Annotated in this window: 24 protein-coding genes; 16 read left to right on the top strand and 8 right to left on the bottom strand. The window is 43.0% G+C overall.

Going from position 1 to position 26005, the window contains the following annotated elements:
- The first annotated feature begins 4 nt into the window (after window positions 1–4).
- The 3 genes from NI464_RS03955 (at window position 5) to NI464_RS03965 (ending at window position 2161) form a co-directional block, all read left to right on the top strand.
- Complete coding sequence (locus NI464_RS03955; protein ID WP_253137789.1) at window positions 5–610, top strand: alpha/beta fold hydrolase; 606 nt, start codon at window positions 5–7, stop codon at window positions 608–610.
- The gene (gene xerA, locus NI464_RS03960) at window positions 611–1546 is read left to right on the top strand and encodes a site-specific tyrosine recombinase/integron integrase (protein WP_253137791.1); all 936 of its coding nucleotides are present in this window, start codon (window positions 611–613) and stop codon (window positions 1544–1546) included. It abuts the gene before it with no gap.
- A 231-nt stretch (window positions 1547–1777) separates the two neighbouring features.
- Window positions 1778–2161, top strand: coding sequence for a hypothetical protein (locus tag NI464_RS03965; protein ID WP_004731804.1), 384 nt, complete (start codon window positions 1778–1780; stop codon window positions 2159–2161).
- A gap of 210 nt (window positions 2162–2371) precedes the next feature.
- On the opposite strand, the gene NI464_RS03970 is transcribed toward NI464_RS03965, so the two are convergent.
- On the bottom strand, window positions 2372–2866 hold the full coding sequence (locus NI464_RS03970) for an Lrp/AsnC family transcriptional regulator (protein WP_004645712.1): 495 nt from the start codon (window positions 2864–2866) through the stop codon (window positions 2372–2374).
- 112 nt (window positions 2867–2978) lie between these two features.
- Between NI464_RS03970 and NI464_RS03975 the strand changes: the two genes are divergently transcribed.
- The 6 genes from NI464_RS03975 to NI464_RS04000 all read left to right on the top strand — a co-directional run bounded on the left by NI464_RS03975 (window position 2979) and on the right by NI464_RS04000 (window position 10446).
- The gene (locus tag NI464_RS03975) at window positions 2979–3584 is read left to right on the top strand and encodes a LysE family translocator (protein ID WP_004645711.1); all 606 of its coding nucleotides are present in this window, start codon (window positions 2979–2981) and stop codon (window positions 3582–3584) included.
- Between the two features lie 523 nt (window positions 3585–4107).
- Window positions 4108–4860, top strand: a complete 753-nt coding sequence (locus tag NI464_RS03980; protein WP_004280496.1) for an electron transfer flavoprotein subunit beta/FixA family protein — start codon at window positions 4108–4110, stop codon at window positions 4858–4860.
- Between the two features lie 18 nt (window positions 4861–4878).
- Window positions 4879–5811: an FAD-binding protein gene (locus NI464_RS03985; RefSeq protein ID WP_005252481.1), complete on the top strand. Its 933-nt coding sequence runs from the start codon at window positions 4879–4881 to the stop codon at window positions 5809–5811.
- 179 nt (window positions 5812–5990) lie between these two features.
- The gene (locus NI464_RS03990; protein WP_213687522.1) at window positions 5991–6650 is read left to right on the top strand and encodes a hypothetical protein; all 660 of its coding nucleotides are present in this window, start codon (window positions 5991–5993) and stop codon (window positions 6648–6650) included.
- A 320-nt stretch (window positions 6651–6970) separates the two neighbouring features.
- Complete coding sequence (gene gyrA, locus NI464_RS03995) at window positions 6971–9952, top strand: DNA gyrase subunit A (RefSeq protein WP_253137793.1); 2982 nt, start codon at window positions 6971–6973, stop codon at window positions 9950–9952.
- Window positions 9953–10020: 68 nt separating this feature from the next.
- Complete coding sequence (locus NI464_RS04000) at window positions 10021–10446, top strand: hypothetical protein (RefSeq protein ID WP_004280487.1); 426 nt, start codon at window positions 10021–10023, stop codon at window positions 10444–10446.
- Between the two features lie 27 nt (window positions 10447–10473).
- Here NI464_RS04000 and NI464_RS04005 read toward each other — a convergent pair whose 3' ends face one another.
- The 4 genes from NI464_RS04005 to NI464_RS04020 are packed head-to-tail and all read right to left on the bottom strand — an operon-like array spanning window position 10474 to window position 15303.
- Window positions 10474–11574, bottom strand: a complete 1101-nt coding sequence (locus NI464_RS04005) for an ABC transporter permease (RefSeq protein ID WP_253137795.1) — start codon at window positions 11572–11574, stop codon at window positions 10474–10476.
- Window positions 11571–12701 (bottom strand): ABC transporter permease, encoded by a 1131-nt coding sequence (locus NI464_RS04010; protein WP_253137797.1) that lies wholly within the window; start codon window positions 12699–12701, stop codon window positions 11571–11573. Before NI464_RS04010 ends, NI464_RS04005 begins: the two co-directional genes overlap by 4 nt.
- The gene (locus tag NI464_RS04015) at window positions 12701–13831 is read right to left on the bottom strand and encodes an HlyD family secretion protein (RefSeq protein WP_253137799.1); all 1131 of its coding nucleotides are present in this window, start codon (window positions 13829–13831) and stop codon (window positions 12701–12703) included. Before NI464_RS04015 ends, NI464_RS04010 begins: the two co-directional genes overlap by 1 nt.
- A gap of 11 nt (window positions 13832–13842) precedes the next feature.
- Window positions 13843–15303: a TolC family protein gene (locus NI464_RS04020; protein ID WP_253137801.1), complete on the bottom strand. Its 1461-nt coding sequence runs from the start codon at window positions 15301–15303 to the stop codon at window positions 13843–13845.
- Between the two features lie 360 nt (window positions 15304–15663).
- Between NI464_RS04020 and serC the strand changes: the two genes are divergently transcribed.
- Window positions 15664–16743, top strand: a complete 1080-nt coding sequence (gene serC / locus NI464_RS04025; protein WP_253137802.1) for a 3-phosphoserine/phosphohydroxythreonine transaminase — start codon at window positions 15664–15666, stop codon at window positions 16741–16743.
- 40 nt (window positions 16744–16783) lie between these two features.
- Window positions 16784–16915, top strand: a complete 132-nt coding sequence (locus NI464_RS15840; protein ID WP_257221144.1) for a hypothetical protein — start codon at window positions 16784–16786, stop codon at window positions 16913–16915.
- A 410-nt stretch (window positions 16916–17325) separates the two neighbouring features.
- Here the strand turns inward: NI464_RS15840 and NI464_RS04030 are convergent, their stop codons facing one another.
- On the bottom strand, window positions 17326–18258 hold the full coding sequence (locus NI464_RS04030) for a hypothetical protein (protein WP_004731774.1): 933 nt from the start codon (window positions 18256–18258) through the stop codon (window positions 17326–17328).
- A gap of 250 nt (window positions 18259–18508) precedes the next feature.
- Between NI464_RS04030 and NI464_RS04035 the strand changes: the two genes are divergently transcribed.
- Both NI464_RS04035 and NI464_RS04040 read left to right on the top strand, forming a co-directional pair.
- Window positions 18509–18994, top strand: coding sequence for a YaiI/YqxD family protein (locus NI464_RS04035; RefSeq protein WP_247143483.1), 486 nt, complete (start codon window positions 18509–18511; stop codon window positions 18992–18994).
- A gap of 21 nt (window positions 18995–19015) precedes the next feature.
- A complete protein-coding gene (locus tag NI464_RS04040; RefSeq protein WP_253137803.1) occupies window positions 19016–19930 on the top strand; it encodes a DMT family transporter in 915 nt (304 codons plus the stop codon).
- A gap of 9 nt (window positions 19931–19939) precedes the next feature.
- Here NI464_RS04040 and NI464_RS04045 read toward each other — a convergent pair whose 3' ends face one another.
- The gene (locus tag NI464_RS04045; protein WP_253137804.1) at window positions 19940–20503 is read right to left on the bottom strand and encodes a PilZ domain-containing protein; all 564 of its coding nucleotides are present in this window, start codon (window positions 20501–20503) and stop codon (window positions 19940–19942) included.
- A gap of 26 nt (window positions 20504–20529) precedes the next feature.
- Here NI464_RS04045 and NI464_RS04050 point away from each other — a divergent pair, with 26 nt between their 5' ends.
- The 3 genes from NI464_RS04050 (at window position 20530) to NI464_RS04060 (ending at window position 24987) form a co-directional block, all read left to right on the top strand.
- On the top strand, window positions 20530–21765 hold the full coding sequence (locus NI464_RS04050; RefSeq protein WP_253137805.1) for a lipoprotein-releasing ABC transporter permease subunit: 1236 nt from the start codon (window positions 20530–20532) through the stop codon (window positions 21763–21765).
- Window positions 21758–22441, top strand: a complete 684-nt coding sequence (gene lolD / locus NI464_RS04055; RefSeq protein WP_004645694.1) for a lipoprotein-releasing ABC transporter ATP-binding protein LolD — start codon at window positions 21758–21760, stop codon at window positions 22439–22441. The genes NI464_RS04050 and lolD overlap by 8 nt, the downstream gene beginning before the upstream one ends.
- A gap of 83 nt (window positions 22442–22524) precedes the next feature.
- Window positions 22525–24987, top strand: a complete 2463-nt coding sequence (locus NI464_RS04060) for a DNA internalization-related competence protein ComEC/Rec2 (protein ID WP_253137806.1) — start codon at window positions 22525–22527, stop codon at window positions 24985–24987.
- On the opposite strand, the gene NI464_RS04065 is transcribed toward NI464_RS04060, so the two are convergent.
- On the bottom strand, window positions 24976–25950 hold the full coding sequence (locus NI464_RS04065) for a lysophospholipid acyltransferase family protein (RefSeq protein ID WP_253137807.1): 975 nt from the start codon (window positions 25948–25950) through the stop codon (window positions 24976–24978). The genes NI464_RS04060 and NI464_RS04065 overlap by 12 nt on opposite strands.
- Between the last annotated feature and the right edge of the window lie 55 nt (window positions 25951–26005).

Consider the following 26005-nt stretch of genomic DNA (forward strand, 5'->3'; position numbering starts at 1 on the left):
TGAGATGAATACGCTTGTTTTCCTGCCGGGTGCTTCAGGAAGCCAGCACTTTTGGCAGCCATTAAGGGCAGCATTAACCAAATATCCAGATCAGCAAGTCATTGCCTATCCAAGCTTTGATGGCGTAGCACCAAATTTGGCCATTCAAAACCTGTATGATCTGCAAGAATTCGTGAAAGAAAAAATTGAGGATGATTCCATTCTGATTGCCCAGTCTATGGGCGGTGTCTTGGCCGTTGGGTTGGCACTCAATCATCCGCAGAAAGTCAAAGGGCTGGTATTGTTGGCGACATCTGGTGGTCTGAATTTAAAAACTTTTCATTGTGCAGACTGGCGAACAGATTATCGTGAACTGTTTAAAACAGCGCCGGACTGGTTTGAACAAGACCAAACTGAATTTAGCCGCGTTCAGCTCGCAAGTCTGGACGTTCCGATCTTGCTGATCTGGGGCGATCATGATCCTTTAAGTACTGTTCAGCTTGGACAATACTTGGCAGGAATTTTTAAAAATGCAAAATTGCATATTATCCAAGGTGGAGATCATTTCTTTGCCAATACGCATGCAGATCAGGTTGCAATGCTGATTCAAGATTATTTGGAGCAACTCTAAATGGAGCAAGCAGTGATTGTCCCACCCCAACTCTTGCTCAATATGTGGCTGAAAGAACGTGAAATCCAAAACCAGTCCAAACATACCTTGCAAGCCTATGAACGTGATGTCTCGGATTTTTTAGAGTTTTGCCAGCGTGAGCAGCTCAATTTAAACGATGTAGAAGCCACCGATTTACGCCAGTTTCTGGCTGAAAAAGTCGAACAGCATCAGCTGAGTCCCAGCAGTCTGCAACGTATGCTCTCGGCCATTCGCCAGTTTATGAAATGGGCTGAGCAGGCACAGCATATGGTTTTTAATCCTGCGGATGATTTTCAGTTGAAACGTCAATCGCGTCCTTTGCCGGGCATGGTGGATATTGAAACCGTCAACCAGATTATTGATCAGCCGGCGCCCGAAAATGAAATACAGCAGCAAATGTGGCTCCGGGACAAAGCGATTTTGGAATTGCTTTATTCCAGTGGGCTGCGTCTGGCAGAACTGCAAAGCCTGAGAATTAAAGATATTGATTTCAACCGGCAGTTATTACGCATTACTGGTAAAGGCAATAAAACCCGGATAGTGCCTTTCGGTTCCAAGGCCAAAGACAGCGTGATGGCTTGGTTGCAAGTCTATCCCTTATGGAATGGCGATTTTGTACCGGAGGCGAATGTATTTATTACCCAGAAAGGCAATCCGCTCGGTGCACGACAAATTGAAAATCGGGTCAAGTTTCAGGCGCAGCGCGCAGGCGTGAATGTAGATTTACATCCGCATTTGTTAAGACATTGTTTTGCGAGTCACATGTTATCGAATAGCCGGGACTTACGAGCCGTGCAGGAAATGCTGGGACACAGTAATTTAACCACCACGCAAATTTATACCCATGTTGATTTTGACCATCTGGCCCAGATTTATGATCAGGCCCATCCGCGTGCGCAGCATAAAGAAGATTGATCATGTGCCCAGTTTTAAAGAATAAAAATCATGAAAATTGTATTTTTGGCACAAAACTTTCATATATAAACCTTAAAATGGAATTGAATTGAACATTGGCGTTCGGGTAAGCATTTCACTATTGTCTTATTCGTTAAATGCGCCATTTCAGGTATAACAATAACTAGTATTTAATATTTAAAATGAAATATTGCTGAGCAGCGTCTCAGCATTTGACCGATGGGAGGTGACATGGACACACTGGTAATTGCAGATATAGAGCAAAAATATGCACAGTTAAGTGAAGCTCAAAAAGAAATGTTTGCAGGTTATGGTCTGCGACAAATCAAACATTTTGTGGACATTAGCTTACCCAATCTTGAAGCGACCTTACCTGAAGGCGCCATCATTCAAGGCATTAATGCCGATGGGAAAGTTCAGGCCTTTAATGCGGCGACTGGACAATACTATTTATGGATTTCTGACTTGCAATGGCAATTGTCGAATCGTGCGACCCAAGCAGTCGATTTAAAAGAAGATGCGATTGCGATTTGGCAAATTTTTGAATTGGCAGACTATGAGCTGGTAGATTTAAGCCATGTACATCGTGATTTTTTAGCACAAGAAACTGAGTAAATTCTGAAGCATCCACACAGCATAAAAATAAGACTCAGTCCTGTGGTTTGGCTTTGCTCAAGAGGAAAAGGTTGTCTTCTATTATAGGCAACCTTTTTTATACGAGAACTTGCAATCTATGCGCTTGCAGCACAGGTTATGGTTTCAGCAAGCTACGATCATTCAAATCTTAAATTAAGAACATAGCTTCGTTATCTAAAATCAGTTTGCCTATAAATCTTCTAAAGGTAGCTGGAAACTCTGTTTAATAATCTGACTCGGTAAATCTGTTTTGACACTGGTAATACCATTTTTTTTAGTTAGATGTGTGGACTGGAATTTGCGATAACTTTCCAGATCAGGCACCACGACTTTCAACATGGCATCGCTCTCTCCCAGAATAATGTAGCACTCCATCACCTGAGGCAGTTCTTTCATCGCCTCAATAAAGGTATCAATGGTTTCGGCATCCTGACCGACTAACCAGATGCGTGAAAATAAAATCAGCTGAAAACCAATTTTTTGTTGGTCGACAATAGTCGTGTAATTCTGAATCACGCCTGCATCTTCCAGTAATTTTACCCGGCGTAAACAGGATGAAGGTGAAAGTCCGATTTCACGTGCCAGATCATTATTCTGAATACGGCCATTGGCCTGTAAATGTCGAATGATATTTTTATCAATTCGATCAAGTTTTACCCGCACAGACTTGGTGGATATTTTCATAAATTAGAATAATATTCGAAAAATAATACTTATTATAAAATAAATTGAAAGCCAATTTTGTAAAAAATCGCAGATACTTGTTTCACTTTCTGGAGTTTGAAAGGAAAAGGAAATGTCTGTATTTGTACTCTTTGCACTGACCGTGCTTCCCCTGATTTTTACGCCTGGACCCGATATGTTATTTATCCTGTCTCAAGTGATGGGTAAAGATGCAAAAGCAGGCATGATGGCAACCTTAGGGGTGTGTTGCGGTTATCTGGTGCATTCTATTCTGGTGGCACTCGGAATTGCGGCTATTATTATCTCTTTTCCGGTGCTGTTTGAAACAATTCGCTGGCTTGGGATTGCGTATCTGTTGTATTTGGCCTTTAATTTGCTCAAATCGGTATTCAGTAAAAAAGCGCTGAACATTGAGAAAAAGACCTCAGCCAATCCGATTAAAAAAGGTTTTTTTACTGCGCTGTTAAATCCAAAAGGCATGTTGATTTATTTTGCGATTTTGCCGCAGTTTATTGATAAATCCGCCAATACTGTCAGCCAAGGTTTGATCCTGTCCTTTATTTTTATCAGTCTGATTTTTGTAGTGTATTGTAGCTTAAGTATTTTGTTCAGCAAAATCAGCCAAAAAACCCAAATGGATGAACGTAAACAAAAATGGGTGGATGGAACTTCTGGTGGTTTACTGGCACTTGCTGCAAGCTGGCTCATCATCAATTAATCTGGTTGCAAAGAAGCATACTGTTCGCAGTATGCTTTTTTTATAATTGCGAAGATTTGAAATTAAATATTCACTTTGTCGGCGTAGAATTCAATGCGCTGGTTTATTATTTGGTCAATTTGTCTTTATATTAGGTTTAATTCGCTCTCAAAAAGAGTTCTGTCCAAAATGACAAAAGCTGACATACGTATATTCCGGCTGTTTTGCTTCAAGCTGCTTTAAATCAATTTAAATTAAATGTGATCAATCAAAACTTCTGATGTGATTAATCAGATAAAAAAATAATATAAATCAATGGTTAAATTTTAAGTAAATATTGATACATTTCATTGTAATAAAACGATAACAATTAATTGTGAACGCATCGTTCAGGGAAAATTACGCATTTTTACACCTCTTTGTTGAATTGTGACTTGACCGAAATGCCGTACACATTGCAAGATAGGGCACCTAAAAAAATTTAAGTGAAGAGTTACACTAACTTTTCTCAACATTTACATTTGCTAAAACAGCCGAGGATTACATGAAGGCTCTTGTTGCTGTAAAACGTGTGGTTGATGCCAACGTTAAAGTTCGTGTTAAACCGGACAACAGTGGTGTTGACTTAACTAACGTTAAAATGTCAATTAATCCATTCTGTGAAATCGCAGTGGAAGAAGCGGTTCGTTTAAAAGAAAAAGGAACTGTTTCAGAAATCATTGTTGTTTCTATTGGTCCTAAAGAAGCCCAAGAACAGATCCGTTCTGCAATGGCGCTTGGTGCTGACCGCGGTATTCTGGTTGAAGCTGATGACAGCCAACTGGGTGCGCTGGAAATCGCTAAAATTCTGAAAGGCGTTGTTGACGCTGAACAACCACAATTGATCCTTCTGGGTAAGCAAGCAATTGATGATGACTCGAATCAGGTTGGTCAGATGCTTGGCGCTCTAATGGGTGCAGGTCAAGGTACATTCGCTTCTGAAGTAAAAGTAGATGGCGATAAAGTACAAGTAACACGTGAAGTAGACGGCGGTTTACAAACTGTTGAGCTGAAACTTCCAGCAATCATTACCACGGACTTGCGTTTGAACGAGCCTCGTTATGCGGCACTTCCAAACATCATGAAAGCGCGTAAAAAACCGCTGGATACCAAGTCACCTGCAGATTTCGGTGTAAACCCTGCAACTAAACTGAAAACAGTGAAAGTTGAATCACCTGCAGAGCGTAAAGCTGGCGTACAAGTGAAGTCTGTAGACGAGCTTGTAGAAAAATTGAAAAACGAAGCGAAAGTGATCTAATACAGAAGGATAAAAATCATGAGTATTTTAGTTATCGCTGAGCACGACAACAAAGCATTAAACGCTGCTACTTTAAACGTTGTTGCTGCAGCGCAAAAAATCGGTGGTGATATCACTGTATTGGTTGCTGGTTCTGGCGCTCAGGCAGTTGCTGACCAAGCGGCTAAAGTTGCGGGTGTAAGCAAAGTATTACTTGCTGATGACGCTGCTTATGCAAACCAATTGGCTGAAAACGTGGCTAAACTTGTTGCTGAATTAGGTAAAGGCTATACACATATCCTTGCTGCTTCTACAACAACTGGTAAAAATATTTTACCACGTGCAGCTGCGCTTCTTGACGTAAGCATGATCACTGACATCATTGCGGTAGATGGTCCTAAGACTTTCAAACGTCCGATCTATGCAGGTAACGCAATTGCGACTGTAGAATCAGGCGAAAGCATCGTATTGGCGACTGTTCGTGGTACAGCATTTGATGCTGTAGCTGCTGAGGGTGGTTCTGCTGCTGTTGAAGCTGCTGCGTCTACTGGTGATGCCGGTATTTCTAAGTTTATCAACGAAGAAATCGTAAAATCTGAACGACCTGAACTGACAGCTGCGCGTATTGTGGTTTCTGGTGGTCGTGGTGTTGGTTCTGGTGAGAACTATCACAAGATCCTTGATCCATTGGCTGACAAGCTTGGTGCTGCTCAAGGTGCATCACGTGCTGCGGTAGATGCTGGCTTCGTACCAAACGATATGCAAGTGGGTCAAACTGGTAAAATCGTTGCGCCTGATCTGTACATCGCAGTCGGTATCTCTGGTGCGATTCAGCATTTGGCGGGTATGAAAGAGTCTAAAGTGATCGTTGCGATCAACAAAGACGAAGAAGCGCCAATCAATGCAGTCGCTGACTACTGGTTAGTCGGTGATTTGAACACTGTTATTCCTGAATTGGTTTCTAAAATCTAATTCTTGAATCGGATTCAAAAAACGCTCTTGTGCAGGCAGTGAAAGCAATGCTTTCCTGTTTTGTCCAAGGGCGTTTTTTTATGCAAAAATTTTAAAAATACTCGGCAGTCGAAACTAGAGTATTTCATTTGCATGAAAAGTGATAAAATTCCGGTTTGGTTTTTCTCCTGTTTTTAATCATGTCCTTTTCCAAAGCCGCCCATATCCTGTTCATTAGTTTTCTGCTGATTGCGCTTTATCTGGGTATTTGCATTCATACTGCCCTGAATGCACCGCCTGCGGTGACTCAGTATTTATTTAGTGAATCAGGCGCTTTTGAAGTCATGAGTCCATGGTTATGGTACTTGCTGGCAGTGCTGTGTTTGCTCAATGTTGAAATCAAACCTAATACCCGAGTGTTTACGGCTATAGCAGCGACATTGTTGGGATTGCGGGAAATGGATTTTCATAAGCAGGTGTTTGAAATGAGTTTTATTAAAACTAATTTCTATCGCAGTGCTGAAATTCCGCTCATGGATAAGCTGCTCGGATTTATTTTATTGCTCGGGATTATTTTTGTCTTTCTGGTACTGGCGAAAAAATTGGTTCAAACCATACGAAGCATGAAAGATTCTTTGAATATTGCACATTTTTTTATCTTCCTTACCATTGCCTGTGGCGGACTGAGCAAGGTGCTCGATCGCACGACTTCAACCCTGAAAGATGAATTCGGCATCCAGTTGGTGCCACATACACAAATCATGATTATGACCATTGAGGAAGGGGTGGAGATGTTATTGCCAGTTTTATTGATTGTGGCTGTGCTGAGCTATCGTAAAGTACTGAACCAGACACAATAAAAATATAGAAAAAACGATGAAGATGCGCCAGTTGATTGGCGCATTTTGTTTTTATAGTACTGTATTTCTCAAAATTTTGGGTATGGAAAAATCCTGTCTGGATGTGCTGGTTTTCGGTTTTGAAATAACAAGAAAATGATCACTAAAATGAAGATAATTAACAAGGTTAAGCTGAATATTTCGACACAAAAATACAAGTGTTTATGCTATAATTTAGGGCTGTATTTTAGTTTTTAACTCAGTCGTTTGAGTTAATGATTTTGCTAGTTTTACGACATATAAATACAAGCCAAAATTGGCTTGTAGAATAAGGAGTATGCATGAGCGTATCGGAAATTAGACCGATTGCCATTGAGGATGAACTTAAAAGCTCATATCTCGATTATGCGATGAGCGTGATTGTGTCACGTGCATTGCCCGATGTACGAGATGGTTTAAAACCTGTTCATCGTCGTGTGCTTTTCGCAATGCACGAATTAGGCAATGACTATAACAAAGCTTATAAAAAGTCTGCACGTGTAGTCGGTGACGTCATCGGTAAATATCACCCGCATGGTGATTATGCCGTATACGAAACCATTGTACGTATGGCGCAAGATTTCAGCTTGCGTTACCAATTGGTTGATGGTCAAGGTAACTTCGGTTCGGTCGATGGCGATAGCGCAGCAGCCATGCGTTATACCGAAGTGCGTATGCGTAAACTGACCCACGAACTGTTAGCGGATCTTGAAAAAGATACCGTCGAGTGGGAAGACAACTACGATGGCTCTGAGCGTATTCCTCAAGTCATGCCAACCCGTGTTCCGAACTTGTTGATTAATGGTGTCACTGGTATTGCAGTCGGTATGGCGACCAATATGGCGCCGCATAACATGACTGAAGTTGTGAATGCGTGTCTGGCCTATGCCAATGATCCTCAAATCAGCATTGAAGGATTGATGGAACATATTTCTGGTCCGGATTTCCCGACAGGCGGTATCATTTACGGTAAATCAGGCATCGTCGATGCATATCGTACCGGTAAGGGCCGTTTGCATATTCGTGGTAAGTACCATTTCGAAGAAGATCCGAAAAATGGCCGTACCACGATTGTCTTCACTGAAATTCCATATCAGGTCAATAAAGCAAAAACCATTGAGCGTATTGCTGAACTGGTCAAAGAGAAAAAACTGGAAGGCATTTCAGAGCTTCGTGACGAGTCTGACAAAGACGGTATGCGTATCGCGATTGACCTGAAGCGCGGTGAAAACGCTGAAGTGATCGTGAACAACCTGTTCCAGAACACGCAACTTGAAAACTCTTTCAGCATCAACATGGTTTGTCTGGATAATGGCCAACCAAAATTGATGAACTTGAAAGACATCATTGCAGCGTTTATCCGTCACCGTCAGGAAGTGGTCACGCGTCGTACCATGTTCGAATTACGCAAAGCGCGTGAACGTGGTCATATCTTGGAAGGTTTAACCGTTGCTCTGGCAAATATTGATGCCATCATCGAAACCATCAAGAGTTCTGCAAATCCGGCTGAAGCGCGTGAGCGTTTGCAGGCAGGTGAGTGGGCAGGTGGCGGTGTTTTGGCCTTGTTGGAAAAAGCCGGTTCAGTTTCTGTGCGTCCGGATGAGATTGAAGGTGAAGACCCAAGTCGCCCATTTGGTTTGGATGGCGAGATTTATCGTTTGTCACCAACCCAGGTGAATGCAATTATGGAACTTCGCTTGCATCGTTTAACTGGTCTGGAACAAGACAAGTTACATGCTGAATATAGTGAAATCCTGTCACAAATTGCTGAACTGACTGCAATTTTGAATGACTTTAATCTGTTGATGAACGTGATTCGTGAAGAATTGGCATTAATTCTTCAGCAGTATGGCGATGCACGTAAAACGTCGATTGTCGAGTCACGTATCGATTTCTCTCGTGAAGATCTGATTCCTGAAGAGCAAATGGTGCTGACGGTATCGAAATCAGGTTATGCGAAAACTCAACCATTGTCTGACTACGCTGCACAGCGTCGTGGTGGCCGTGGTAAGTCTGCGACTAGCATGAAAGAAGATGATTACATTCAACATCTGATTGTGACTTCAAGTCATGCGACAGTACTTTGTTTTACCAACGTTGGTAAGGTCTATCGTCTGAAAGTGTATGAAGTGCCGCAAGCATCACGTGGTGCCAAAGGCCGCCCAATGGTGAACTTGCTGCCACTGGATGAAAATGAGACCATTACTGCGATCTTGCCGGTGATCGATGCGCCGAAGAAATTCAAAGAACGTCTGGCTGACTTCAAGGCATTTGTAAAAGCCAATGCAGCGCAGTTGCAAGCCAATGAAGTGATCAATGCTCATTTTGCTGAGCTTGAAGCAGCGCTGACAGAATCTGAAGATGGTGCGGATGATATTTCTGATGCATTGCGTATTCAATTGAAACAGTTGGGCTTGGAGCTTTCTGCAACAGATCTTGATGATGACATCATCAATGGCTTTGCTCAGCAGGCTGAAGCGGTACGTAAAAACTTCTATGTGTTTATGGCGACTGAATACGGTACGATTAAACGTGTAGAGCTTGAACAGTTCTCGAATGTTCGTTCAAACGGTTTACGTGCGATTGAGTTGAATGGTGACGATACCCTCATTGGTGTGGCGATTACTGATGGCGAACAGCAAATCATGTTGTTCTCGAACGAAGGTAAAGCCATTCGCTTCGCTGAGACGGATGTACGTTCAATGGGCCGATCTGCCAAAGGTGTACGTGGTATGCGCGTGACCATTGGTGCAGCTGCACAGCTAGAAGAAAATGACGAAACTGAGATCGAGTCTGATGACGAAGATGGTTCAGATTCAGCATTGATTAGCCGAATCGTATCACTGGTTGTTGTACCTGAAACTGGCGAAGTACTGTGTGCATCTGAAAACGGTTATGGTAAACGTACTCCAGTAGATGATTTCCCGACCAAGAAACGTGGCGGTAAGGGCGTGATTGCGATCAAGACCTCTGAACGTAACGGTCAATTGGTGGGCGCTGTTGCCATCGATGCTTCTAAAGAACTGATGCTAATCTCTGATGGCGGTACGCTGGTTCGTACCCGTGCATCTGAAGTGGCGCAAACCGGTCGTAACGCACAGGGTGTTCGTCTGATCCGCCTAGGTAATGAGGAATTGCTGGTTGGTGTCGTTTCAATCGAAGCGGTTGAAGAAGATGAGTTTGTTGAAGCGATTGAAGGTGCAGAATCTTTAGTAGCAGAAACAGATGTAGCAGCTGAAACTGAGCAAGTTGCAAAAGATGGTGAAAATTCAGTAGAAGAATAAGTTTTTTACTGATAAAAAGGGCGCTTCGGCGTCCTTTTTTATAAACCTTGACTGCGTAAGAGTAAGCGATGAAAACCAAATTAATGTTGTTGGCAGCAGCGGTTGCATTGACTGGCTGTAATTCAATGGACAATATTCCGAATCCGAGTCCTGAACAGGAAAAGGCGGCACAGCTGGCTTATGAGGATTTGCGTGACGGGAAATATGAGGAATTTCTGGATCAGTTAGAACCGCAGTTGCAAACCCAGTTTAAGGATAATGAAAAGCTGATGAAACGCTTTTCACGTTCAATTCCTCAAGGTGAATACAAGTCTAAGACTTTAATGACCAAAGAGATTGAAGAAGCAACCAATCAGCCTGGACAATATAAGGTCAGTTATGAAATTGCCTATCCGGAGAATCTGGTTCAGTATGATGTGAGTTTTGATAAGCCGAATGGTAGCAACAAGATTCGTAATTTCAATATTCAGGTCTTTGGCGAATCAAGTAAATAAGTGGAATAGGCGCATTGCTATAATGTTCTATCTGCTTTGATGACCAGAAATTAAACGTCGATAAGCCAAGAAAAAGCACATGCTGCCGATCATTCCAAGATAAAGCAATTTAGGCAAGACTAGTGCGGTAGGTACACCCATCTGATTGAGTTGAATAAACATCTGCACAATTTGGGTAGAGGGCAGGATTTCGCCAACGACTTGCATCCAGATGGGCATGGCAGCATGTGGCCAGGCCGCACCAGATAAAAAGAACAGTGGAATGGAAGTGAATACAATCACATGACCCGCACGTTCTGGCAGATCCAGAAAACTGGCAAATAGGCAGGTCATGCCAATTATCGTGTAGATAAAAACCGGAACAGCCAGTAGCATCCCGAACAGGTTGCCACCGCGCGGATAATCAAACAGCCAGAAGCTGAAACCGAATAAATAGAAACATCCCAGACAGCCAATAGTAAAGACTGCTAAACCCATCCCCATGAGTGCATTTGCGTTTAATTCTATTTTTCTTTCCCGATATACTAAAATCAGCATACTCAAACCCAAAAGAATGGTTTGGTGGATAATTAAGGGTGCAACCGCAGGAAAGACATAACTGCCATAGCCGGACAGTGGATTAAATAAAGGAATTTGATGCACAGAAAGGGCCGGTGAAAAGTCCGAGACCTCGCCAAAGCGTTCAGTATAGTCTGCTAAAGTTTGCTCAACCGATGTGGCTAAGCCCAGACCAATTTGTTTGGTTACTAAAAAGTTGGCTGTGCTTAAATACAGGCCAATGCCACCTGTTTCACCATGCCTTAAGCTTTGCGATAAATTGTCCGGCAGAAGTAAAATACCATCGGCTTTTTGAAATTCCACCCATTGTTTGGCTTCGGCAAAATTGCCGGTAATCGCCTCAATTTCCACATTGGGGCTTTGTGCCACCTGACCAATAATGCGGGTGCTTAAGTTACTTTGTTCTTCATCGACAATGATAATGGGTAAGGCTTCAGCCTGCTGTGCCTGATAAGCGGTTGGATAAAAAAAGCTGTAAAACAAGACGGATAAAATCAGCGTGGTAAAGATTGTGCCGTGACTGACAATATCCTTGAAGCTTTGTAGATAGTAAAACCAAAGGGATTTCATTGGACTGCTCCTTTGGCTATTTTTTTAAGAAACAGATAAGCCAGCAGAGCATAGACTAGGGCATAGATCAGCAGGATCAATCCAGCTTGCAGTGAAATATGTACTGGACTGCCAATCACCCATTGTTCGGTTTGTAATTTGGCATAGGGCGTAAACGGAATAATATTGGCCCAAAACTGGGTGAATAGGGGCGCATTATTTAAAGGTAAAGTCACACCGGCAAAGCTCAACGATGAACCGCCATAGACCGCAATGATGCCAAAAGATTTACTTAAATCTTTGGTCGCCAAAACCACTGCACTGCTTAAAAATGCATAAGCGCTATATAGCAGAAATTGTGCCGATAGAATCAGAGCGAGCGAGCCGGCAACAAACCAGCCGCGAATTTCAATGAGCCAGAACATCCAGATCCAGGTCCATAGACTAAAAATAGCCACATAGACCAGGTTCTTAGACAGTAATGCCATCCAGATGGATGAGTTGCTAATCCAGCTTGTTAAGGTCTGCCGCTTCAGTTCCTGACCGACGGAAAATGCCACACAACAACACAGCAGTAGATGCAGAATCGCCGGAATGACATAGGGTTCCAGATAGAATTCATAATTCAGTTGCGGATTATACAGCGGAGATATTTTAATATGCGGTGACGGTGCTTCGAGAGAGGGGAGTCGGTTGCCCAGATATTGCTGTCCGCTAAATTCAGCGAGTGCTTGTAGGGTACTAACCAGCATGGCCGAGGAAATGGTATTTCCAATACTGAAATAACTCTGGTTAAAAGCAATACTGATGTCAGCATCCTGGGCACGAACCAGACGTTGCTCGGCACCGCTTGGAATATGGATATAACCCCAAATTTTATTTTGATTTAACAGGCGCTCAATTTCAGCTGTTTGTTCCGACACCGTAGCAATTTTAAGAGTATGATTCAGCGTCACATGCTGATAAATGCTTTGACTCAGCGCACTCTGGTCTTGATCAATAATCGCAATCGGTAAATGATCCGGTTTCCCTTGAGCAAACATGCTGCTGAATAAAATAATCACCAGTGCAGGTGCGAGCGTGACCAGACACAGATCCCATTTTTCGCGGAGCAGATAGCGCAGTTCGCGCCATATACCCGTCCACATTATCGGGTCTCTTTCAGTTTAAATAACACGCTCATCCCAACTTTCAGTTCAGGAATCGCTGGTGTGGGCACAAGATGCAGCTTAAAACTTCGCACATCATAACCGCCGGTTTGGCGTGTGGTCTTAATGGTGGCAAATTCACCTTCAGCACTGATCTGCTTGATTTTAAAAGTGGCGGTTTTATCTAGGGCGGGAATATAACCTTCAATACTGCTCATTTTCTGAAACGGGGCATATTGGTCTTCACGAATATTCAGGCTCACCCACATTTGATCTTCAATCAGGCTGACCACAGGGACTGCGGTGGCTACCAGCTCCGAGACTTTGCCATAGGTTTTAGATACCGTTCCGTTTACAGGTGCTACTAATTGGGTTTCTGCTTCTAAAGCATTGGCTTCATCCAGCGCAGCCTGGGCAATATCTACCTGTGCATCGGCGGAACTCTTTTGCTGCGAAGTGCTGCCACGTTTGGCACGTGCATATTGCTGATACGCCGCCTCTGTCATTTGCGCCGCTGATTGACTGGCTGCATACAATTCATCACGGCGCTGGCGTGAAATCACACCTTCCTTCAATAAATTTGCACCACGCTCATAAGAAACTTTGGCTAAATTTTGCTGTGCTTTCAGCGCTTGCCAGTTGGCATACAGACTGGCGATATTTTCTTCCTGCGAGCCACGTTCAGCAGTCGATTGTAAGGCTAGCGCAGATTGTAAAGCCGCTACGGCTTGCTGTTTTTTGGCCTGAATTTCCGGGCTGTTTAAGCGCACCAGCACATCGCCTTTTTTGACCCGCTGACCTTCTTCTACATAGATTTCTTCAATACGGCTTGGCACTTTGGTCGCCACCTGAACCGTTTCAGCTTCTACACGACCCTGCAATTCCAGCGGAGCCGGTTGGTAGCTTTTCCATAATCCAAATGCGATGACTGCCAGCAGAACTGGAATTAGGGCGAGCAATAAATATTTTTTCTTTTTAGCGATTTCAGGAGCTTGTTGTTGCTCGGTCGAAGTCGTCGCGTTGTTTTCTATTTCAGTTTTTGTTTCTACCTGTTGCGCAGGCGATTTTTCTGTATCGCTGGATGAAGCCGCTTCATTCACAGGATCATTGGGCTTTTGATCTTCGTTCATGTTCGGCTCCATTAGCGAATATAGTGAGTGTTGGTATGTTGGATGTAGTTCGGAAATTCTGCAATCGAGCCATGGCTTTGTAATAGTGTGGCCAGTGACATCACATATTTGTAAGCATTCAAGGCAGTTTCGGCTCGTAGTCCGCTCAGCATATTTTGTGCATCGATGACCTGTATGGCGGTGCCCATATCTTCTTTAAAGGACAATTCTTGGATGCGTAAATTTTCCTGTGCGGCTTTCAAGTTTTGTGCCAGAAGCGCATCACTTTGCTGTGCACTGAGTGCTTCGCTATAAGATTTATAAATCAGATTTTCAATTTCCTGCTGGGTGCGTGCAGTGAGAAGTTCTGTGGCAGAGCGTTTGAGTTCGGCAGCCTGAATATTTTTGTTTTTATCGATCCCGGAAAACAGGTTATAGCGTGCGGCAATCCCGACAATCCAGTTTTCATTTTGATCCAGACTATATTCGCCAAAAGCAAAAACATTCGGTTTTTTCGCTGCTTGCTGGGCTTTGACATTGGCTTGAGCTAATTGAGTATCCAGCTGCATTTTTTGAATCAGCGCAGAGTTCTGACTAAAGGTTTTCAGCAGATGATTTAAGGCCTGTGGCTCGGTTTTATTGACAAATAAAGGCGTCGAAAGTTCGGTGATGCTACTTTCCTGAAGCAGATTATTGAGCTGGAACAGGGCAGCATTCAAATTGGCCTGCGTATTTTGCTGGCTGCGCTCGGCATTATTGCGTGCCACTTCAAACTGCATGCGGTGGCCTTTACTGATAAAACCTTGCTGTTCCATCTTTAAGGCATTGCGATAATGCTGCTGCATGGCATTCAGATTAAACAGCGCAGCTGCATGCAGTTGCTTTTGGAGCTGTACATTAAAATAACTTTGAATCAGTTCAAAACGCTGCGTGTCTTGCTGCTGTTTGTTGCTGAGCTGACTACGACCGACCTGAATATTGGCGATTTCTTTAGCGCTGCTTGTCAGTCCACCGGTATAAAGCGGCATCATGACTGAAACCGTCGGGCGAATCACCTGATCATCCAGCACGACATGCGAACTATCAGGAATTAAGCCAACTCCATTTTGAATAGGTTGTCTTAAACTATTTTTTAGCGGGTCAGCCAGATCACCTAAGTTCAGTTCATCAATTCTATTATTGACACCATTCGTTAAGGATTGCTCTAAATTATTTTTTAATGCACCTAAAGGCAGATCGAGTTCATTATGAAAGGCATAAGCACGAACATTCAGATCGACTCTCGGCAGACCTATACCTTTCACTGCTTCAGCTTCAAGTTTTGAGGCCTGTTCCAGACTTTGATAGGCTTGGCTGCTATAAGAATTTTGCAACAAATGACGTTCAGCGTCCTGAAAGCTGATGCTCTGCGCATGAGCAAAGCTGCCATACATCATCGATGCAAGCAGATTTAACCCCCAGACAAGCTGTCTTTTATTTTTCTTTAAGTTCATAAAGTCGCTAAACTGATTTAAAGCCGGTGATGTTATCCGGCTAGTATAAATCAAAGGTATGCAGATAGAACTAGTGTAAAGTTATAGTATTGTTTCTTTTACATCTGTATTTCAAATGCTTATCAGCTGTTTTTGAGAGAGTGTCCAGAATTAAAAAGTGGCTTAATCTTGAATATTTTCAATTGTGAGTGCAAAGATGATAAAAACAGCAGGCTAAAATACTGGTCAATTTACCTTGTGAATCTACATTGATTTTTTGACTCTATCTTGACTCATAGATTGAAATAATTTTGTGCAAGACCCTGCCAGATATGGTTAAATGCCATCATTTTATTGTGTTTCACTCTGAAAGGAAAAATCATGCGCGCGTACAACTTCTGTGCTGGTCCTGCTGCATTACCGACTGCCGTACTTGAAAAAGCTCAAGCTGAAATGCTTGACTGGCATGGCAAAGGTCTTTCGATCATGGAAATGAGCCACCGTAGTTCCGACTATGTTGCCATGGCTGAAAAAGCGGAAGCAGACCTGCGCAAACTCATGAATATTCCTGAGAACTACAAAGTATTGTTCTTGCAGGGTGGGGCATCACTACAGTTCTCGGCAATTCCATTGAACTTGCTTGGCAAAAACAACAAAGCAGACTATATCGATACCGGCATCTGGTCTGAAAAAGCCTTGAAAGAAGCGCAGCGTTATGGCGATATCAATGTTGTAAAAGCGGGTATCCAAATTGATGGCAAATATGCGATCAGTACACAAAGCGAATGGAATCTTTCTGATGATGCAGCTTATGTGCATTATGCCGATAATGAAACTATTGGCGGTCTGCAATTTGCCTCAATTCCTGAAACAGACAAGCCATTAGTTTGTGACTATTCATCTAGCATTTTATCTGCACCCTTAGATGTCTCTAAATTTGGTTTGATCTATGCGGGTGCGCAAAAGAATATCGGGCCTGCTGGTTTAACGCTGGTGATCATTCGTGAAGATTTACTTGATCAAGCTAAACCTGAAATTCCAAGCATCTTGAAATATTCAGATCAAGCGAAAAATGGCTCAATGGTCAATACACCATCAACTTATGCATGGTACTTGTCTGGTCTGGTGTTTGAGTGGTTGCTAGAAAATGGCGGTGTAGATGCCATGCACAAAGTGAACCTTGAGAAAGCTAACTTGCTTTATGGTTATATCGATCAAAGCGATTTTTATGCGAATCCGATTGCAAAAGCAAACCGTTCAATCATGAACGTACCATTTACCTTGGCCAATGCTGATCTTGAGAAACAGTTCCTGAAGGAAGCTGAAGCACAGCATTTATTGAATCTTGCTGGTCACCGTTCAGTGGGTGGTATGCGCGCAAGTATTTACAATGCTGTACCTTTAGAAGGTGTGCAAGCATTGGTGAACTTTATGGATGACTTTGCCAAACGCAATGGTTAATTCCTGAAACGAAAAAACCCAGCACAGGCTGGGTTTTTTTATGAATGCAATAATTTTAGAAAATAAAAGTATGCAGGATGAATCCGCAGATCAGCATCCCCAACATGAAAAAAAGGCAGGACATCATATCAATATTATAGCGGGAGCTAAGATGATGCTCGACCTGTTGTAATGTTTCTTCTTGCACGATTTTCATAGATATTTATTGTCCGATCTATTTATCGTTAATACTAATTTGTTGTGAGTATTTTTATCATAAAAAATTGATTAAATAAAGTACATTTTTAATTAAAGAGGATAAATTTTCATTTTATTTAAATATCAAATTTGCATGACAACAGATTATTTATATGAGAAATCAAACGCTTATTTTTACAAGATTTTTAAGATTATTTTAAATATTTAAAATGAATTTATTTGAATTTAAAAATGTGGATAACTCGGTTTTTAATGAATTTAAATAGATTATTAAGCCAGAAAATATGTATAAAAAATAATCAAAAATTAAAATGACAAATAAGAAGATAGATGGATTAAAAGAAGATACCCATCAAAATGAATATCTTCTTTATATGTTTGAACTTAGGCCGCTTTTCTATAAATATTGGCCTGAATCCACAAGTTGCCACGGATATACTGGCCAATCTGGAAGTCTCTGTACTGGTCATTCCGCGTTGCAATCCGGATCAAGGTCGCAGGCTGGCCTTCATCATGAATGAGGGTGACATCATAAAGGGTATAGTCCTGACCCATAAACTGCATAGTCGTTTTACCGACAATATTGCCCTGGAACCAGGCTTCATCTTCCTGACCCATGGTTTCGCCGTATAGATAAGCTACCATTTTAGAAAAATCTACGGTTACAGGTTCTTTATCTTCTTCGCACTGCGGCTGCCAGGCATCAATCTGTTCCTGCAAATTATCCGGTGCTACACCATTATTGGCAGCCAGAATATCATTCAAGGCACGGTGGTGCTTGATCGAAGCCGGATCATCAACCACCAGATGCTCATGATCTGCGACCGCTTCAAGTTCATAGGCCCAGCCATTCAGATTTACCACATAGGACTGGTCTTTTTCATAGTGCGGGTGATTGACGCTATACAGGCTATCGAAAGCGTAAATAATATTGTTAGCACCCAGATTCAGGCGCAATACAGCCTGAGTATTGGATTTACAGCTAATAATCCGGTCAATCGTGGCTTTCACCTGATAAGGACTGTCAAAGCACGGAAATGCAGTTTTTACCGCTTGAGGTTTGTTGTTTTCGACGGCAATCACCTGACTCAACTGTACCGCAGCTTTACTCGGTCCCTGAATCAGCCAAGTCTCTGCATCCATATCACATTCTTGTGTACAAAGGCCCATCGGCATGATTGGTTCATCAAGAGCTTTGCCTAACCACTGTGGTACATCTGTGCCAGGGTTGTCGGTGAGCAAGGTCCAGTGTTCGACATGACTACCGAAATTTTGATCATCAATGGTGATGATCTCTGGGCTATTCTGATTTTTCATATGCACAATTGATCTTGGATGATGTATTTATAGTTAATCGAGGGTCATTGCGATTTTTCAAGTCAATCGAATGAATTTTAAAATTAAAATGCCAGTCAAATGAAGTCAATTTTTTTTCTCGCGTGAATCACGCCAGTTTTACCGAGCACATACTTTTTAAAATACTGATGACAGATACTATGAAAATGGAGCGATTTAATCATCAACCTGATCGTCTCAATTTGCTAGAATAACCATGATTTATACCTTAATGGGAAGCCTTGTGTTGCCATTCAAACTTTGGGTCGATGCCGATGCATTGCCTCGTATGCTGCGAGATGTGATTATTCGTGCTTCGGATCGCTATCAGCTGGAAGTGACTTTTGTTGCCAACCAACCAGTCGGAATCACACCTTCGGTCAGAATTAATTCAATTCAGGTGATGAGCGGAGCAGATGCTGCAGATAAAGAAATTATTCTGCGCATGAAAGAGCATGATATTGTCATGACCCAAGATATTCCCTTGGCTGCGGAAGTGATTGAAAAAGGCGGAATTGCGATTCATCCCCGTGGTGAAATTTATACTACGGCCAATGTCAAAGCGCGCTTACATCTGCGCGATTTTATGGACAGCTTACGCGGAGCGGGCGTGCAAACGGGCGGTCCGCCACCGATTTCAGAACGGGATAAACGCGAATTTTCCAGCGCACTCGATCAGACCATCCAAAAACAAAAACGTAAAACTTCCGCGCTTTAAGCCTTATTCAGAGTGACTCGCATGCCCACACAAACCAATATGATTGCCACCTATCTTTTATTGGTTTTTATCTGGGCGACGACACCGCTAGCTATTGTCTGGAGTGTGACGGATTTGCATCCGCTCTGGGCTTTGGCACTTCGCTTCTTTCTGGCTTTGCCTTTTGCATTTGCCTTGTTGTGGCTATTTAAAACCCGTTTCCCCTTAGATAAATTATCCATGCACAGTTACCTGGCTGGCGCATGCAGTTTTATCGGCTCACAGATTTTCACTTATCTGGCCACGGATTATCTGAGTTCAGGCGTTATTGCCCTGATGTTCGGACTGGCGCCGATTATTACCGGTTTAATTGGCCGTTTTGTATTTCAGCTTAAGCTCTATCCTTCGCAGTGGGGTGGTATGGCGATTGCCTTGCTGGGTCTGGGCATTATCTGTGTCGGTGGCAAAGATCAGCATATTCAGCCGATTGGCATAGGCCTGATGTTGCTCAGTGTTTTTATTTACTGTGTTTCGATGTTCTGGGTGAAAAAAGTTAATGCACCTCTCGAACCTATGGCACAAGCGGCCGGTTCTATTGCTGTTTCAGCGGTCATGGCCTGTACCATGTTGCCATTTATCTGGCAATTTGCACCGACCCAGATTCCGCAGGCTAAATCGCTGATTGGACTCAGTTATGCTGTAATCATGGCTTCCCTGATTGCGATGTTCTGTTATTTTAAACTGGTGCAGAAAATCAAGGCGACCACTTTGTCATTGACCACCGTATTGACGCCGATGCTGGCCTTATTTGTCGGGGTGATTCTGAATGATGAAAAATTATCGGGTGGAGCAGTCTTTGGCGTCGTTATCTTACTGGCTGGTTTGTTGTTATATTTTTCCAGAGAAATTAAAGCGAGCTATAACGCTGGCCTTTCATCACCCAGCAGCACTGACTAAAGCAGTAATTTAAACAAAGTGAGCCTTGACGCATTCACCCAGTTTGACACGGTCTTGGGGATGCATGGTAATAAAATATGCACCAGTCCGATATTTGCCATTTTCTTCTTCGCGACTGTAGGCCACCTGAGCGGTTGCTGCAATATGGAAGAAATTTTCCGGATGACTCAAAGTCACGTGCAGATAGGTGCCTTCCGTGATCGGGCGGTCACTAAAGAAGCTAAAACCGGTTTCTGAAAAGTTCACCTGCTCCGGTACAGGTAACATGCTTTGTACAATTGCGTCATACAAAGATCCGGTAATAAGGTTTAATTTTTGGTTGAATAAGGATAAGATTCGAGCAATTTGTTGATCTTTTTCAGATAATTGTTCTAATTCGTAGTTAACCGCATGATCAAATTGATCTAGTTCTGCAAGTAGTAGAAAATAGCGGGGCAAGACGAAGTTAGGATCGTAAGGATCATTCAAGGCAACATCATCGGAAATAATCTGATAATTAATTCGTAAGGCAGCATCGATTCGAGACATGACGCGTCTTTCCGTAAATCCGTTTGGATGCTGTACATTTTCCATAATTTATTACCTCGGACTAGATGGTTATGTTCAAACCAATCTCGCTGTATATAGGGTTGAAATATACTCGCGCACGGCGTAGTAACCACTTCATTTCTTTTATCGCGTTGGTCTCAATGATCGGCCTCACACTCGGTGTGGCAGTCCTCATTACAGTGTTGTCTGTGATGAATGGTTTTGACCGAGAGTTAAAGAATCGTGTCTTAGGAATGATACCTCAAGCGACTGTTTCCTCAACACAAATTTTAACAAATTGGCCAGAACTTGCAAAGCAAATTGAAGGGCATGAGCATGTTCAGGGAGTCGCACCTTTTACTCAATTACAAGGCATGCTGACCGCACAGGGTCAGGTCGCCGGCATTATGGTCAGCGGGATTGAACCCGAGTATGAGAAAAAAGTTTCAATTATACAAAACCATATGGTTGAGGGCAGTATCGACAGCCTGAAAAAAGGTGAATTTGGTATTGTTTTGGGCAAGCAAATGACCGATGCCATGGGTGTGGGTTTAAATGACAATATTACTCTGGTTTTGCCAGAAGCCACCCCATCACCAGCTGGTGTCGTCCCGCGTTTCAAGCGTTTTAAAGTGGTGGGAATCTTCAGTATTGGTGCTGAAGTTGACTCGATGATGGGTTATATCGCTTTAAATGATGCCTCGACCTTGCTGCGTCTACCGGATGGTGCGCAGGGTGTGCGTATGAAGCTGGATGATATTTTCCTGGCACCACAAGTGTCTCAGGAAATTGTGCGTGATTTGCCGGGGAATTTCTATGCTTCGGACTGGACTTATACCCATGGTAATCTGTTCAGCGCGATTCAGATGGAAAAAGCCATGGTCAGCCTGCTTTTATTCCTGATCGTTCTAGTCGCGGCATTTAATATTGTGTCTTCACTGGTGATGGTGGTGACGGATAAAAAATCGGACATTGCCATTTTAAGGACTTTGGGGGCTTCACCTGCCACCATTACCAAAATCTTTATGGTGCAAGGTACCGTGATTGGGGTGATTGGAACTTGTGCAGGGGCCATCCTCGGGATTATTGCAGCAACCAGTATCAGTAACTTTATTGGCTGGCTCAACAATACTTTAGGCCTGAATATGTTTGATGCCTATTTTATTAACTACTTACCTTCGTATCTGCGCTGGCAGGATGTCTTGGTGATTGTAGGCTTGTCACTGGCACTCAGTTTTGTCGCGACAATTTATCCGGCTTTACGTGCAGCAAAAATTCAACCGGCAGAGGCTTTGCGTTATGAGTAATCTGATTTTAGATGCCCAGAATATTCACAAATCCTTTACCGATGGCAAGGCCACTGTCGATGTGATTCGCGGCTTGTCGCTACAGGTAAAAGCAGGTGAGTTTGTTTCGATTGTAGGTTCAAGTGGTTCAGGCAAAAGTACCTTATTACATGTTTTGGGTGGATTGGATCGCCCGACGTCAGGTCAGGTCATGGTGAATGGCCGCCGTTTTGATACCTTGTCTGAAGCAGAACGCGGTTATGTGCGGAATGAGCATTTGGGTTTTGTTTACCAGTTTCATCACCTGTTGCCAGAATTTACGGCACTGGAAAATGTGGCCATGCCACTGATGTTACGCGACAACATGAAATTCAAGGAAGCCAAACAGCAGGCTGAGTATTTGCTGGAGCGTGTTGGTCTTTCCCATCGTCTGACTCACAAGCCGGGTGAATTATCCGGAGGTGAACGTCAGCGTGTAGCCTTGGCGCGTGCAGTGGTGGGTAAACCTAAACTGATGATGGCCGATGAACCGACCGGAAATCTGGATCGCAAGACTGCAGCAAAGATTTTTGAACTGCTGACCGAATTACAACGTGAGTTCAATATGGCGATGCTGATTGTGACGCATGATGAACAGCTGGCCCATGCTGCAGACCGGATTTTACATATGCAGGATGGTCTCTGGATTGAACCATAAATAACGAGAATATTCGCATTTGATTGAAGCTCACTCCGGTGGGCTTTATTATTGGGCAAAATAATAATAAAGAATAAGATTCAATGTTGCAGTGGCTGTGTATCGGCTGGATTTTAGGCCTTGCCTGTATGGGGAAAAGTTTCCTGTCTGTTCAACTGAGCGGGACGGTAGTTTTGATCGTTGCGCTGTTGTGGTATATGGGTTGCCATAAATTAAAGTTCATTTCGAATACACCGCTGCGAAGCTTGTTGATCACTGGATCAAGCCTGCTTTTGGGAGTTTTTTTAGGTCATGCTTATGCCAATCTGCAATTGGCTGAACGTTTATCCAAACGAGAGCACGAGGTCTCTGAAAAAAAAATCGTAGTCTATATCAAAGAGCTGAATAAACTGGGCGATCAGAATATCCAGCAAGCCCTGCATGTGCTTAACCCTGATGGCACTACAGTTAAGTGGATGGGTTTTCTGCCAGTTTCAGATCCTGTCATATCCAGTTTAGGAAATGATGTAACCAAACAGCAGACTCTTGAACTGGGACACTATTATTTATTACAAGGCCAGATTCGACCTAACCATAGTTATGCGACACCGGGTGCTTTTGATGCAGAAAAATGGGCCTTGCAGCAAAATGTTATGGCCGGGTTTAGGATTAAACATATCCAAGAGTTGCAACCGCAACAACTCTATGCACTAGGTCATGCTAAATATCTACGTCAGCAGAAAAATTTGAATCAGCGATTTTTGCTTTGGGTAGAACAGCAGCGACTGACCTTAAGAGAGTTTGTGGCCAGACAACCCGTACAGCAGAAAGGCTTGTTACTGGCTCTATTAAGTGGTGATGAAAGTCTCTTGGATCAAGCGACGGAACAGCAATTCCAGCGTTTTGGCATGAGTCATTTGCTGGCGATTTCCGGACCGCATGTCCTGATCTTTGCCTTTATCGTTTGTGGAGCGTTGCAATATCTGATTTCAAGGTACGTACCGCAGATTTATCTGAAATGGCCAAGGCAGTATTTTTTGAGTCTGCCTTTTTTGTTATGTGTATTGCTGTATTGTGCCTTTGTCGGTTTTGAAATTCCGGCGTTACGCACTTTACTGATTTGTGTGATTGTGACTTTTACGCTGCTGCTCAGGCAAAGTATGCAGCCATTAAAACTGCTGATTTTAAGTGCTGCCTTATTGTTGCTCTTTGATCCTTTTAGCATTTTGTCGGCCGCATTCTGGCTGTCTTATGGGGCCTGTTTTGTCTTGCTGCGGATCTATCAAACCATTCAGCAGCAACCGCATCAAACAGTACAAACAGCATTACAACGACTGTATTTTGCAATAAAAGTTTTGATGGAGTCGCAGTGGAAAATCTTTCTGGCCCTGTTTCCCTTAATGATGTTGTTTTTTAAGCAGGTGGCTTGGATTACCCCGCTAAGCAACCTGGTGGCTATCCCGTGGATTGGCCTGCTGATAGTTCCCGTAGATATTCTGGCGGCTTTATTATTTTTCATTTCTGAACCACTTTCGAGTCTGCTGTTTCAGCTCAATGATATTTTTATTCATATACTGCTGGCATTTTTGAATCTGCTTGATCGGCTGTTTGCACCGCAACTGATTCCTGTGGCCATGAATGTCTGGATGATTGCTCTATGTATTTTGGGCTTATTAATTGTCTTTTTGCCGCGTGGCTTAGTGCCCAAAAGCTGGACAGCACTTGCCTGTTTACCACTGTGCATTCCTCAACTTAATCAGCATGCATTTCAGCTGTCTGTTCTGGATGTCGGGCAGGGACAGGCCATCTTCATTCGGGAAGGGCAAAAGAGCATGATGATCGATATGGGCGGTTATTATAATGAAGAAAAATTCAGTATTGGTCGGCAAGTGATTATGCCATTTTTGTCTGTGCAAGGTGTTGGAGAACTGGATCAACTGATTTTGACCCATCTGGATCAGGACCATAGCGGTGCATATCACAGCATTAAAGATCAACTAAACATCCGACAAGTGTCATCCAATCAGATGCCTGAAACAGCTGCTTCTTCAAGCTTTCAGTTTTGTTATGCAGGACAGCAATGGCAATGGTCTGAGACGATTAACTTTAAAATTCTGGCACCTCGGCAGCAGCAGTTAAATACGCCAAACTTCAATAAAAATGACCGGTCGTGCGTGATATATCTGCAAGTTAAAAATGCCGGACCGTATCAAAACTTTTTACTGATGGGCGATGCGGGCTGGGAGACTGAATATCAACTGCTCCAAGACTATCCCGAACTTCAGGTCGATGTGCTGGTACTCGGCCATCATGGCAGTCAGCACAGTTCAGCCTATCAATTTTTAGAAGTTTTGCAGCCTAAACTGGCGATTGCCTCGGCTGGGAAATTTAATCGCTATGGCCACCCGAGCCAACTGACGCAGCAACGGTTAAAAGCTCTTAATATTCCCTTATTGACCACGGTAGAACAGGGGAGTGTGCACTTCCAGCAACAAGGCTCAGAACTGGTGCTTTCTGCCGAACGACATGAATGGCAGTGGTTGTATCGTCAGCCCTTAAGTCACTGATTCCAGTATGGATGAAACTTCATGTAGTTCTTGAGTTCTTAATGCATTTACTTTGCCCAAGGCTTGTTCATGTTCAAGCTTATAGAGATTTCCCAAGTCTTGATGCGCATTAAAGCGTTTATAGCTCCAATGATAATGTTCCGGATGGCGACGAATTAAATTTTCAATACTATTGATAATGACTTGCGTGCCTTGATTAGCATTGCCACTATAAATTTTTTCATCGACCGTTTCGATAAAAATATCGAATCCATCTTCAGTATTACGTAGAGCATATAAAAACAGGGCACGCGCTTTGGTCTTTTGAATCAGCTTGGCACTCAAATTACTGGTGGCCAAAGGCACGCCGAAATAGGGAATATATTCACCACCGATATTCGGGGTATGATCCGGCAAGATCACAGTCGTGCCGCCTTGTTTTAAGGCCTTAAAAATCTGACGAACGCCAGATTCATCGGTCGGTACCAGATGCGCTTGTTCACGACTACGGGCGGCCCGTACAAATTGATCTGCAGCCTGATTTTTCACTGGTTTGTACATAATGGTCATTGAGGTGAACTGGGCAATATAGGCATTCATAATTTCCCAGGTACCAAAATGCGGCACGATTAAAACCAGACCTTTATTTTGTGCAAGGGCATCATGAAGTAGATCTTCGCCAATGACGCGATGAACGCGTTTAAGATTTTTCTGATTGCTTGAGCCCCAAATAGTAAAGAACTCGAAATATGACATTAATTCATTGCGAACCGCAGCACGGTTAATCTGTTCACGTTCCTGATTGGACAGTTCGGAAAGACTGATTTCAAGGTTGAGACGAATAACTTCCGAAGTTTTAGTGACTTTAAAACTGTTCACAATAAAGGCCAGAATACGGGCCATCCAGCGAGAAACCGGAAGCGGTTGGCGGCTAATGTATTTGAGTAATCCGTAAGCTGAATTCCGTGAGCCCTGTTTCGTCATTGATTTCGTCTAAGTACAAAAAAAGAGAACAAAATTTATTATAGGCGAAAACGTT

The organism is Acinetobacter lwoffii (genome assembly GCF_024129685.1).
GTDB classification, from domain to species: Bacteria; Pseudomonadota; Gammaproteobacteria; order Pseudomonadales; family Moraxellaceae; genus Acinetobacter; species Acinetobacter lwoffii_X.